Origin of the sequence: Streptomyces sp. AM 4-1-1, from assembly GCF_029167625.1 — a bacterium.
Classification (GTDB): Bacteria; Actinomycetota; Actinomycetes; order Streptomycetales; family Streptomycetaceae; genus Streptomyces.
Window position 1 is genome coordinate 2,721,320 of sequence record NZ_CP119145.1, and the last position, 12,320, is coordinate 2,733,639.

Below are 12,320 nucleotides of genomic sequence, written 5' to 3' on the forward strand. Positions count from 1 at the left end.
AAGGGCATCCGCCAATTGGCCCGGTGTGTCGCGCGATCGGAGCGATCTTCCCGTACCTTTTGCGAGTTTTGGTGGTTTCCAGCGCGATTCATCGGCCGGGAGGCGGTGCCCGGAGGGCGTCATTCGAACGTTTATATCATTTCCCGTACTTCTCCCGCCGGAGCTGATGCCAGCGCCTCAGCAGCCCCTCCGGTACCTCCTCCGCGGTGAACGCGTAGATCAGATGGTCCCGCCAGGCCCCGTCGATGTGGAGGTACCGGGGCCGCAGCCCCTCCTCCCGGAATCCGAGTTTCTCCACGACTCTCCGACTGGGCCCGTTCTCCGGCCGGATGCACACCTCCAGCCGGTGCAGGCCGACCGTGCGGAAGCAGTGGTCGACCACGAGGGCGACGGCGGTCGGCATGACACCCCGGCCCGCCACGCTCCGGTCCACCCAGTAACCGACATGACCGGAGCACATCGACCCCCAGGTGATCCCGGCCACCGTCAGCTGCCCGACCAGTCGGCCCTCGTACTCGACGGCGAACGGCAGCATCCGGCCCGCGTTGGCCTCGGCGCGCAGATGACGGACCATCTGGCGGTACGTGGGGCGCTGCGTCACCGGGCCGCCGGGGGCGGGTGGCGGGACGGTCGCCTCCCAGGGGCGCAGCCAGTCGCGGTTGCGCCGGTTGACCTCGCGCCACGCGCCCTGGTCACGCAGCCTTATCGGCCGGAGGGTGACCTCACCGTCCGTCAGGACCACCGGCCAGGTCGGGACGTTCAGCTCGTGCTCCCCGGTCGGGGGTGGTCGCCGCCGCGCAGCTGGTCGACGGCGTGCACCAGGACGCGGGTCAGGACCGCGAGTCCGTCGCGCACTCCGCCGGTCGAGCCCGGCAGGTTCACGATCAGGGTGTGCCCCGCGACGCCCGCGAGGCCGCGGGACAGGGCCGCGGTCGGCACCTTGGCGCGGCCCTCGGCCCGGATCGCCTCGGGGATGCCGGGCACCTCGTGGTCGAGGACCCGTCGGGTCGCTTCGGGGGTGCGGTCGGTGGGCGAGACGCCCGTGCCTCCGGTGGTGACGATCACGTCGTATCCGGCGGCGACCCCGGCCCGCAGCGCCGCCTCGACCGGGTCGCCGTCGGGGACGACGGTCGGTCCGTCGGTACGGAAGCCCAGCGCGGCGAGGCCGTCGACGAGGACCGGCCCGCCCCGGTCGGCGTAGACCCCGGCGGCGGCCCGGTTCGACGCGGTCACGACGAGCGCGCGGTACGGGACGTCCTCCGGGGAGCGGTGAGGGGCCGAGGGAGAGGGGGACGGGTGCGGCGGGGGCGAGGCCGTCATGCCTGGGTCACCCCGGTCGTGCGGTGGTACGTGCCGGACGCGCCGCCGGTCTTCTCCTCGACCCGTACGTCCGTGATCACCGCGCCCTTGTCGACCGCCTTGACCATGTCGATCACGGTGAGCGCGGCGACCGAGACCGCTGTCAGGGCCTCCATCTCGACGCCCGTGCGGTCCGTGGTCCGCACGGTCGCCGTGATCTCCACCGCGTCGTCGGCGACGTGCAGGTCGACCCCGACCGCGGAGACGGCGAGCGGGTGACAGAGCGGGACGAGGTCGGGGGTGCGTTTGGCACCCATGATTCCGGCGATCCGGGCGGTGGCGAGCGCGTCGCCCTTGGGGACCCCCTCGCCCCGGAGCAGTTCGACGACCCGGGGGGAGACGAGGACCCGGCCACTCGCGCGGGCGGTGCGCGCGGTGACGTCCTTCTGGGACACGTCGACCATGCGGGCCGCGCCCGCCTCGTCGATGTGCGTCAGCCTGTTCTGCGTACTCACTGGACTCCGCCTCGATAGGGCGCCGGTTGCCCGCCCGGTCCGCACCGGGGTGCGGCCGGGGGTCCGGGGGGTGGCCCCCGGCAGGCACAGCGGCAGATACCGTACCGCCACCGGGACGCGGTCAGCGGAGCAGGATCACCTCGGTCTCCGTGCCGGGCTCGGCCGATGTGACGTCCTCGGGCAGCACGATCAGCGCGTCGGCCTGGGCCAGAGCGGCGATCAGATGCGATCCGGAGCCGCCGACCGGGGTGACGGTGCCCGCCTCGTCATCGTACGAACCACGCAGGAACTGGCGCTTGCCGGCCGGTGACGTCAGGGCCTTGCCGGTCTCCAATGTGGCCCGGACGGTCGGTCGGCGGACGTCCTTCAGGCCCATCAGGGCGCGGATCGCGGGGCGCACGAACAACTCGAACGAGACGTACGACGACACCGGGTTGCCCGGCAGGGCCAGCAGCGGGGTGTGCTCAGGGCCGATCGAGCCGAAGCCCTGCGGCTTGCCCGGCTGCATGGCCAGCGTGCGGAAGTCGATGCCGCTGCCCGGCTCGTCCTCGTCACCCACGGAGGACAGCGCCTCCTTCACCACGTCGTACGCGCCGACGCTGACGCCGCCCGTGGTGACGAGGATGTCGGCGCGGATCAGCTGGTCCTCGATGGTGGCGCGAAGCGTCTCCGCGTCGTCGGTGACGGCTCCGACCCGGTAGGCGATGGCTCCGGCGTCGCGGGCGGCGGCCGTCAGGGCGTAGCTGTTGGAGTCGTAGATCCGGCCGTCCGTCAGCTGCTCGCCCGGCTGGACGAGTTCGCTGCCGGTGGAGAGCACGACGACCCGGGGGCGCGGGTGCACCTTCACGGTGGAGCGGCCGATCGCGGCGAGCAGTCCGATCTGCGGCGGGCCGATGATCGCGCCGGCGCGCAGTGCCACATCGCCCGGCCTGACGTCGCTGCCCCGGGCCCTGACGTGGGCGCGGGCCTCGACGGGGCGGTGGACCCGGACCTCGCCGCTCGCGCCCTCCGGCGCGCCGCTGTGGGCGCGCATGGTGTGGGCGGGTCCCCCTCCCGTGCCGCCGTCGGTCCATTCGACCGGGACGACGGCCTCCGCGCCGGGCGGCAGTGGGGCACCGGTCATGATGCGGGCGGCCTGTCCCGGTCCGACCGACTGTCCCGGGGCCAGCCCGGGGCCGCCCGCCGCGATGTCACCGATGACGGTGAGCACGGCGGGGAACTCCTCGCCGGCGCCCTCCAGATCGGCGACCCGGACCGCGTACCCGTCCATGGAGCTGTTGTCGAACGGCGGCAGGGCGATCTCCACCATGACGTCCTCGACGAGGACGCAGCCCTGGGCGTCGGGCAGTTGCAGCTCGATGGGTTCGAGCGGGCGCACGGCTTCGAGAATGTCGTCCAGGTGCTCGTCCACCGACCAGATCGGGCTGCTCACGGTCTACATCTCCTCGGTGACGTATGTACGGAGCCAGGACCGGAAGTCCGGACCCAGGTCCTCACGTTCGCACGCGAGTCTGACAATGGCACGGAGGTAGTCGCTCCGGTCGCCGGTGTCATACCGACGGCCCTTGAAGACGACGCCGTGCACCGGGCCGCCGAGCTTCTCGTCCTGGGCGAGGAGCTGGAGGGCGTCGGTGAGCTGGATCTCGCCGCCACGGCCCGGTTCGGTCCTGCGCAGTATGTCGAAGACCGCGGGGTCGAGGACGTAACGGCCGATGACGGCGAGGTTGCTGGGCGCCTCGGACGGCTCGGGCTTCTCGACCAGTCCGGTGACCCGTACGACATCACCCTCGGGGCTGGTTTCGACGGCGGCGCAGCCGTACAGATGGACCTGCGACGGGTCCACCTCCATCAGCGCGACGACACTGCCGCCCTCGCGTTCCTGGATGTCGACCATCCGGGCGAGCAGCGGGTCGCGCGGGTCGATCAGGTCGTCGCCGAGGAGCACCGCGAAGGGCTGGTCGCCGACGTGCGGGGCGGCGCACAGCACGGCGTGGCCGAGACCGCGCGGGTCGCCCTGGCGAACGTAGTGGATGGTCGCCAGGTCACTGGATTCCTGGACCCGGGCGAGGCGTTCGGCGTCCCCCTTGCGCGTGAGCGCGGTCTCCAGCTCGTAGTTGCGGTCGAAGTGGTCCTCAAGCGGCCGCTTGTTGCGTCCCGTGATCATCAGGATGTCCGACAGACCAGCTCCCACGGCCTCCTCGACGACATACTGGATCGCGGGCTTGTCGACGACGGGAAGCATCTCTTTCGGAGTGGCCTTGGTGGCCGGCAGGAAGCGGGTGCCGAGCCCTGCTGCCGGAATGACGGCCTTGCTGATCCGTGGGGGCGACTTAGTCATGCGCAGAACCATAACCGGTGCCTATGGGATGAAGACGAAGCTCCGGTCACCTTTGTACTGATACAAATGAATTCAAGAGATTTGCGAGTGTCCTGTGAACACCCACATGTCCCGAAAGAACACCCTGCGCGGTGAACTGCTCGCCGCACGGCGCCTCCTGACCAGGGAAGACGTGGCAGAGGCCGCGACGGTTCTGGCCCGTGAGGCGCTGCGACTGCCGGAGCTGGCCGGTGCGTCGACCGTCGCCGCGTATGTGTCGGTGGGGAGCGAACCGGGGACCCGCGCGCTGCTGGACGCCCTGCGCGCGCGGGGCGTACGCGTGCTGCTGCCGGTGCTGTTGCCGGACAACGACCTGGACTGGGCGCTGTACGGGGGCGCTGACCATCTCGTGCCCGCGGCGCGGGGCTTGTCGGAGCCGGACGGGATACGGCTGGGCCCCGATTCCGTGCTCGACGCGGACGCGGTCCTGCTGCCGGGGCTCGCGGTGGACGGGCGCGGTATGCGGCTGGGCCGCGGCGGCGGTTCGTACGACCGGGTGCTGGCCCGGCTGGCGGCCGCCGGCGCGCATCCGGCGCTCGTCGTCCTGCTGTACGACGACGAGGTGGTCGCGCGGGTCCCCGAGGAACCGCACGACCACCCCGTGGACGCGGTGGTGACGCCGGCCGGGGCTCGGCGCTTCAGCGTGTGAGCGGCGGACCGGCCGCGGGACCGGCCCCGGAGGGCGGGTCCCGCGGGTCCCGGAGGCCGGGCCCCGGGCGGGTCCCGGCCGGGGCCGCCGGTTCTACGGTGTGAGGGTCAGCGTGTCCTTGGTGGACCGGCCCACCGCGTTCGTACCGAAGGACCAGTCGAGCAGTTCGCCGTTGGCCCACTTGTCCGTCTGGTCGGTGTAGTGGGCGTTGAACGCGTGCCCGGATGCCCCGGTGAGGTTGATCCAGCGGGACTTGTCCCAGTCCCCCACGTTGACGACCATGCGCATCGACGGGACCCAGACGACGTCGTAACCGCCCGCCGCGTTCCAGCCGGTGGCGTTGACGGCGGCCTCGCCGCCTCCGAGGTTCCACGGGCCCCGGTTGAGGACCCGCTGAAGGAGGCCGGGGCCCTCGGTGCCGAGGGTCTGGTTCTTCAGGGTCAGCTGGTGCAGCCGTCCCCAGCTCCAGGTGGTGATGTCCTTGCCGAGCTTGGCGGTCAGCTCCCAGCGGGCGTCCTCCATGGCGCGGGCGAAGAGCTGGTCGCGGGTGGTGGTCTCGGGGTCCCTGCGGGTCCTCGGCGACTTCCACCAGTCGCTCTGCTCGTCCTCCATGAGGTTGGCGACCACCTGGTACCAGCGGTCCCCGCCGTCCGGCTGGGCCGAGTCGGCGTCACGCTGACCGCACTCGCGCACCAGCTTGTTCTGCTCGTCCACCGGACCCGAGCCCTTGGCGCGCGGGACCGTCAGGCACTCGCCCTCGACCCGCAGTTCCTTGGGCAGCTTGTTGCCGAACGACAGCTTCAGGATGTTGCGCCAGACCGCGTTGAAGTAGGCGGCGGCGGCCGAGTCGGACTCCTGGGTGTAGTCCCAGCCCTCCAGCAGCTTCTGCGCCTCGCGGACACTCTTGTCGGAGATGCTGATCTCCTTCAGCTTGGGCACCAGCAGCGCGGCGATCGTGCTGTTGTTGTCCATCTGCATCTTCTGCATGTCGTCGGTCGAGATCTTCCCGTCGCCCTTGATCTTCGACTCGATGAGGTCGTTGATCCGCTGGCTGCGGGTGCCGTAGCCCCAGTCCTTGGTGAGGAGCGGGGCGTACGTCTCCTCGTCGATGACGGCCTGGTTGGCGGTGACGATGTAGCCGCGCTTCGGGTTGTACTCGTACGGCAGGGTGTCGAACGGGATCGGCTTGTCCTTCCAGCCGTACTCCGAACTCCAGCCGGGGCTCGGCAGGGTGCCGTCGCCCTTCTTGCGCACCGGGATCTTGCCGGGGGCCTGGTAGCCGATGTTGCCCTTGGTGTCCGCGTAGACGATGTTCTGCGAGGGGACCTCGAAGTGCTGGGCGGCCGCCCGGAAGGACGTGAAGTCCTTGGCGCGGTTCAGCTCGAAGACGGCGTCCATGGTCTTGCCCGGGTCGAGCGCGGTCCACTTCAGCGCGACCCCGTAGCCGTCGGCGCGGTCGGGGGCGGAGTTGGTGACGGGCGCCTTCTGGCCGACCTTCTCCAGCTCGTCGCTGCGGTCGGAGACCAGCGGACCGTTGTTCGTCTCGCGCACGGTGATGTCACGGCTCTTGCCACCGGCGACCTTGATGGTCTCGTGACGGACGGTGAACTCCTTGACCTTGCCGTCGTACAGATAGCCGTCCGGGGAGACCTTCTCCAGGAAGAGGTCCGTCACATCGGCGCCGAGATTGGTGAAGCCCCAGGCGATGTCCTGGTTGTGGCCGATGATCACACCGGGCATTCCGGAGAAGGTGTAGCCGGCGGTGTCGTACTTGCAGGTGTCCGAGAGCGCGCGGCAGTGCAGCCCCATCTGGTACCAGAGCGAGGGCAGCTGCGGCGCCAGGTGCGGGTCGTTGGCGAGCAGCGGCTTGCCGGTCGTCGTGTGCTGCCCGGAGACCACCCAGGAGTTCGAGCCGATGCCGTTGCCGTTGGGGCCGAGCAGTGCGGGGATCTCGTCGAGGGTGTCGGACAGCGCACCGAGCTGGGACTGGAGGCCCTCGGTGGCGTCCGACGAGATGTCCGCGCCGGTGCCGCCCTCCGTGGACGCCTCGGCCTCGGGATCGAACTTGCCGGTCTCCGGGGAGATCGCCCCCTCGGCGACGATCGGCTTGTGGTCCTTCGGGTAGGCCGGGTAGAGGTCCTTGATCTGCTTCTCGTCGAGCCTGCTGGTCATCAGCGAGCGGTCGATCTCGTCCTGCATGTTGCCGCGCAGGTCCCAGGCCATCGCCTTCAGCCAGGCGACCGAGTCGACCGGGGACCACTCGGCGGGCTTGTAGTCGTTGGTGAACCCGAGGGCGGCGTACTCGACGGAGATGTCCTTGCCGTCGCGCCCCTTGAGATAGGCGTTCACTCCGTCCGCGTACGCCTGGAGGTTCTTCTTGGTCTCCTCGGTCAGGACGGTGTCGTACTCCTGCTGCGCCACCCGTCGCCAGCCCATCGTGCGCAGGAAGGCGTCGGTCTTGACCTGTCCCGAGCCGAACATCTCGGAGAGCCGGCCCGCCGTCATGTGCCGACGGACGTCCATCTCCCAGAAGCGGTCCTGCGCCTGCACGAAGCCCTGGGCGCGGAAGAGGTCGGCGTCGGAGTCCGCGTAGATCTGCGGAACGCCGTAACCGTCGCGTTTGACATCGACGTTCTTGGAGAGACCGGCGACCTTGATCGAGCCGGTCGTCTGCGGGTACGAGGCCCGGACGGTGCTCACGGACCAGTACGAGCCGTATCCGACACCCCCGACGAGCGCCAGCACCAGGACGATCACGATCAGGCGGGCACGTCGCCCCTTCTTCTTACCGGACTTCTTCTCACCGGAAGAGCCGGAAGAGGCGGTTTTGTTGGCGGGCATCGCTGTCCTTCGAGGGGCAGGGTGGTCCTGAAAGTGCTGGAGCAACCATAGGCGCAGCGCGGAGACCACTCGGACGCGGTATGCGGATGCGGCCATTTGCGTAAGCGGCGCATCACCGTACGAACATCAGAACGCGTCAAGAAAGCGTTAAAGATTAGGTAAGGTAACGAAGTACCGGCCACCGGAGGACGATCCGGCAGGCGTACGCAGGGAAGGAACGGCCACTGACTGTCCACGCGCTCAACGAACTCCTGCTCGTCTGCTCACTCGTCCTGCTCGTCGCCGTCGCGGCGGTACGCATCTCGTCCCGCAGCGGGCTTCCGAGCCTGCTCCTGTATCTCGGCATCGGGATCGCCATGGGGCAGGACGGCTTCTTCGACGTCAAGTTCGACAACGCCGAGCTGACCCAGGTCATCGGCTACGCCGCGCTGGTCGTGATCCTGGCCGAGGGCGGCCTGGGCACGAAGTGGAAAGAGGTCAGGCCGGCCCTGCCCGCCGCCGCGCTGCTGTCGACCGTCGGCGTGGGGATCAGCGTGGGCGTCACCGCGGCCGGGGCGCACTATCTGGTCGGTCTGGAGTGGCGGCAGGCACTGATCATCGGCGCGGTGGTCTCGTCCACCGACGCGGCCGCGGTCTTCTCCGTGCTGCGCAAGGTGCCGCTGCCGTCCCGGATCACGGGTGTGCTGGAGGCCGAGTCCGGCTTCAACGACGCACCGGTCGTGATCCTGGTGGTGGCGTTCTCCGCGGTCGGTCCGGTGAGCCACTGGTACGTCCTGGTCGGTGAGATAGCGCTGGAGCTGGCGATCGGCGCGGCCATCGGCATCGCGGTGGGCTGGCTCGGTTCGTACGCGCTGCGGCATGTGGCACTGCCCGCGTCCGGCCTCTACCCGATCGCGGTCATGGCCATCGCGGTGTCGGCCTACGCGGCGGGGGCCATGGCGCACGGCAGCGGTTTCCTCGCCGTCTACCTGGCCGCGATGGCACTCGGCAACGCCAAGCTTCCGCACTGGCCCGCGACCCGCGGCTTCGCGGACGGGCTCGGCTGGCTGGCTCAGATCGGCATGTTCGTGCTGCTGGGGCTGCTGGTCACGCCGCACGACCTGATCGACGACTTCTGGCCCGCGGTGGTGGTGGGTCTGGTGCTGACCGTGGTGGCGCGTCCGCTGGAGGTCTTCATCTCGCTCGCGCCGTTCCGGCTGCCCTGGCAGGAGAAGGCGTTGATGTCGTGGGCGGGGCTGCGCGGCGCCGTGCCCATCATCCTGGCGACCATCCCCATGGTGTCCGGGATCGACGGCAGTACCCGGGTCTTCAACATCGTCTTCGTGCTCGTCATCGTGTACACGCTCATCCAGGGGCCGACCCTGCCCTGGCTGGCGAAGGCACTGCGGATCGGTGACGACCCGTCGGAGACGGCCGATCTCGGCATCGAGTCGGCACCGCTGGAGCGGCTGCGCGGACATCTGCTGTCGGTCGCGATCCCGCCGAGGTCGAAGATGCACGGCGTGGAGGTCGGCGAACTGCGGCTGCCGTCCGGGTCCGCGGTGACCCTGGTCGTACGCGAGGAGAAGAGCTTCGTACCGGCGCCCGCGACCGTGCTCCGGCGCGGGGACGAGCTGCTGGTGGTGGCGACCGATCCGGTGCGCGACGCGGCGGAGGCACGGCTGCGGGCCGTGGGCGAGGGCGGCAAGCTGGCCGGCTGGCTGGGGACCGGCGACGGAAACGGCGTGGGCGGCCCGGGGTCGGACCAGCTGCCGGTGTCGCCGCAGGTGACGAAGGTGGCGAAGAAGCTCGGCATCACGACCGAGCCGAAATCGCGTGCGGCGAGGGCTCGGGAGACGAAGGCGCGCGAGGCGAAGGTCCGTGAGCTGCGGGCCCGTGAGACGAGGGCGCGGGAAGCGGCGGTACGGGAATCGAGGGAGCGGGGGACGGCGGTACGGGCGCCGAAGGATCGGGAATCGGCCGTACGGACGCCGAAGGAACGCGAGGTGGAGGTCCGGAGCGCCGGACCCCGTGGCCCCTCCGGTCCTCCGACGGGCGGGGCGGCACGGCCGGACGACGTACCGCAGGACGAGGGTGCGGGTACGTGAGGCGTACCGCTGGAGGGGGGTGCGGGTGCGTGAGGCGTACGGCTGGACGAGCATCCCGGTGCGTGAGGCGTACCGCTGGACGAGGACCCCGGTGCGTGAGGCGTACCGCTGGACGAGGACCCCGGTGCGTGAGGCGTACCGCTGGACGAGGACCCCGGTGCGTGAGGCGTACCGCTGGACGAGGACCCCGGTGCGTGAGGCGTACCGCTGGACGAGGACCCCGGTGCGTGAGGCGTACCGCTGGACGAGGACCCCGGTGCGTGCGGCGTACCGCTGGACGAGGACCCCTGCTGTCCGGGACGGCGTATGGCACGGGATGAGGACCCCGGCGCCCCAGTCCCTACGCGGGAGCAAGGACCGTCGGCGTCCGGGACCTACCGCAGCGCAAGTACCCCGGTGTCCGGGACGGCGTACGGCGGGACGGGCGCCCGGATGTCCGGGACGTACCGCTGGTCAAGGGCACCCGGCGCGTGGCGGCTGTAGCATGAGTCGAACCTGATCGACCCACCCAACTGATCGACCAACTCTGCCTGACGCAGAGCTGGCGTGACCGTATGGCGGTCGTGGCGCCCCGCCCTCCCGGCGCGCGCCCGGCATCTACCGCAGTCCCGCGCGCAGAGGACAGCTCTCGGCAGCTCCCGCGGAGGACCGTACGCAGCACGCGTGCCGGGCCACTCGCGGCGGCGCGGCCACCAGGCGGCAGAAAGGCAAGGACCGTGGCGTCCACGGTCTCCGACCCCCGCCCCGGATACGGACAGTTGCTGCGCACCCCTGGTGCGTGGACGTTCCTCCTGCCGGGCTTCGCGGCACGACAGCCGTTCGCGATGCTGACGATCGGCATCGTGCTGCTCGTACAGCACACCACCGGTTCGTACGGCAGTGCCGGCGTCGTGGCCGCCGTCACCGGTGTCTCCATGGCATTGTTCGCGCCGCAGACCGGCAAACTCGCGGACCGCTTCGGACAGCGCGCGGTGCTGTTGCCGGGCGTACTGGTGCACACGGCTTCCGTGACGGCACTGACGGCGCTCGCACTGGCGGACGCGCCCCTGTGGGCGTTGTGCGCGGCGGCGGTGCCGGCCGGGGCGTCCGTGCCGCAGGTCGGGCCGATGGTGCGGGCGCGCTGGGCGGCCATCCTCGGCGCGGCCCCCGGGCGCAAGGCGTCGCCGCTGATGTCCACCGCCGCCGCCTTCGAATCCGTGACGGACGAGTTCACGTTCGTCGTCGGCCCGGTGCTCGCCACGGCGCTCTGCACCGGAGTGCATCCGTCCGCCGGTCTGCTCGCCGAGGCGGGCCTGACCCTGGTCGGCGGTCTGCTCTTCGCCGCGCGACGCGGCACCCAGCCCGCCGTGCGCGACGCGGCCTCCGACGCGGGCCCCCGCACCTCCGCGCTGTCGGTGCCCGGTGTGCGGGTGCTGGCGGTGGCCTTCCTCGGTATCGGCGCGGTCTTCGGCGGAATGCAGGTCTCCCTGACCGCGTTCTCCGAGGAGATCGGCCGCCCAGGGGTGAACGGTCTTCTGTACGGGGTGTTCGCGGCGGGCAACATGCTGGCCGGGATCGTCTGCGGCGCCGTCGCCTGGAAGAGCGGGCCCCGGCGCCGGCTGCTCATCGGGTACGCGGCGCTCACCCTGACCGCGTCCGGACTGTGGGCGTTGCACTCCGTGCCGCTGCTCGCCGGGCTCGGACTGCTGGTCGGCCTCTCCATCGCGCCCGCCCTGATAGGCGGCTACACGCTGGTCGAGGATCTGGTGCCGGGTTCCGCGCGGACGGAGGCGTTCACCTGGTTGACGGGCGCGGTGGCGCTGGGGCAGGCGGCGGCCGTCACGGTCGCAGGCAGGCTCGCGGACGCCCACGGCGCGAGCGCCGGCTTCGTGGTGCCACTGGTGGGGACCGCGCTGGCGCTGGTGACCCTGGTGACACTCCGTTCGCGGCTGACACCCAGCGCTCCGGAACGGGTGGTGGCACGTGGGATCGGTCACCGCGGGCCGGTCACGGTGGACTGATTCAACGGAATGCGTCACTATAGAGCGTCGTTAGCACTCATTGAGTGAGAGTGCCAGGAGGAACAAGTGCCGACCTATCAGTACCAGTGCACCGAGTGCGGCGAGGGCCTTGAAGCGGTGCAGAAGTTCACCGACGATGCCCTGACCGAGTGCCCCAACTGCAAGGGACGCCTGAAGAAGGTGTTCTCCGCGGTCGGCATTGTCTTCAAGGGTTCCGGTTTCTACCGGAACGACAGCCGTGGCTCCTCGTCGAGCAGCGCGCCTGCCGCGAAGACGTCCGGTTCCTCTTCGTCGACGGGCTCGGACTCGTCGGGATCGGGGGCGAAGCCGACGGCGTCGTCGTCTTCCGCCACGTCGAACTCTTCGTCGTCGAGTTCGTCTTCTTCGTCGTCGGCTTCGTCTTCGTCCTCCTCCTCTTCGTCGAGTGGGACGTCGGCCGCCTGAGGCCACGCAATACGTCATGCGTGCGTACATGCACGCATTCGCATTTCACCGAAGACCCCGCCGAGCCATATCCACTCGGCGGGGTCTTCGGTGTGTGGGGATGCTGGG

10 protein-coding genes are annotated in these 12,320 nt (G+C 70.3%); 4 read left to right on the forward strand and 6 right to left on the reverse strand.

The genetic code is table 11. From position 1 onward, the window contains the following. Positions 1 to 136 precede the first annotated feature (136 nt). From PZB75_RS11475 to galU, 5 genes are all read right to left on the reverse strand, one after another. Positions 137 to 742, reverse strand: coding sequence for a GNAT family protein (locus PZB75_RS11475; RefSeq protein ID WP_275535201.1), 606 nt, complete (start codon positions 740 to 742; stop codon positions 137 to 139). A gap of 17 nt (positions 743 to 759) precedes the next feature. Next, a complete protein-coding gene (locus PZB75_RS11480) occupies positions 760 to 1,320 on the reverse strand; it encodes a MogA/MoaB family molybdenum cofactor biosynthesis protein (RefSeq protein WP_275535202.1) in 561 nt (186 codons plus the stop codon). After that, positions 1,317 to 1,814 (reverse strand): cyclic pyranopterin monophosphate synthase MoaC, encoded by a 498-nt coding sequence (gene moaC / locus PZB75_RS11485; protein ID WP_275535203.1) that lies wholly within the window; start codon positions 1,812 to 1,814, stop codon positions 1,317 to 1,319. The genes PZB75_RS11480 and moaC overlap by 4 nt, the downstream gene beginning before the upstream one ends. 121 nt (positions 1,815 to 1,935) lie before the next feature. Next, positions 1,936 to 3,246, reverse strand: a complete 1,311-nt coding sequence (glp, locus tag PZB75_RS11490; RefSeq protein WP_275535204.1) for a gephyrin-like molybdotransferase Glp — start codon at positions 3,244 to 3,246, stop codon at positions 1,936 to 1,938. Between the two features lie 3 nt (positions 3,247 to 3,249). Beyond that, on the reverse strand, positions 3,250 to 4,152 hold the full coding sequence (gene galU / locus PZB75_RS11495) for a UTP--glucose-1-phosphate uridylyltransferase GalU (RefSeq protein ID WP_275535205.1): 903 nt from the start codon (positions 4,150 to 4,152) through the stop codon (positions 3,250 to 3,252). A gap of 106 nt (positions 4,153 to 4,258) precedes the next feature. On the opposite strand from galU, the gene PZB75_RS11500 reads away from it, so the two are divergent. Beyond that, positions 4,259 to 4,840, forward strand: a complete 582-nt coding sequence (locus PZB75_RS11500) for a 5-formyltetrahydrofolate cyclo-ligase (RefSeq protein ID WP_275535206.1) — start codon at positions 4,259 to 4,261, stop codon at positions 4,838 to 4,840. A 93-nt stretch (positions 4,841 to 4,933) separates the two neighbouring features. Here the strand turns inward: PZB75_RS11500 and PZB75_RS11505 are convergent, their stop codons facing one another. Continuing rightward, the gene (locus PZB75_RS11505) at positions 4,934 to 7,681 is read right to left on the reverse strand and encodes a penicillin acylase family protein (protein ID WP_275535207.1); all 2,748 of its coding nucleotides are present in this window, start codon (positions 7,679 to 7,681) and stop codon (positions 4,934 to 4,936) included. Between the two features lie 272 nt (positions 7,682 to 7,953). Between PZB75_RS11505 and PZB75_RS11510 the strand changes: the two genes are divergently transcribed. The 3 genes from PZB75_RS11510 to PZB75_RS11520 all read left to right on the forward strand — a co-directional run bounded on the left by PZB75_RS11510 (position 7,954) and on the right by PZB75_RS11520 (position 12,212). Further along, entirely contained in the window at positions 7,954 to 9,768 is a 1,815-nt protein-coding gene (locus tag PZB75_RS11510) for a potassium/proton antiporter (RefSeq protein WP_275538676.1), read from the forward strand. A 716-nt stretch (positions 9,769 to 10,484) separates the two neighbouring features. Next, positions 10,485 to 11,768: an MFS transporter gene (locus PZB75_RS11515; protein WP_275535208.1), complete on the forward strand. Its 1,284-nt coding sequence runs from the start codon at positions 10,485 to 10,487 to the stop codon at positions 11,766 to 11,768. A gap of 66 nt (positions 11,769 to 11,834) precedes the next feature. Then, positions 11,835 to 12,212 carry an FmdB family zinc ribbon protein gene (locus tag PZB75_RS11520; protein ID WP_275535209.1) on the forward strand — a complete coding sequence of 126 codons (378 nt, stop codon included), beginning with the start codon at positions 11,835 to 11,837 and terminating at the stop codon, positions 12,210 to 12,212. Positions 12,213 to 12,320: the final 108 nt, after the last annotated feature.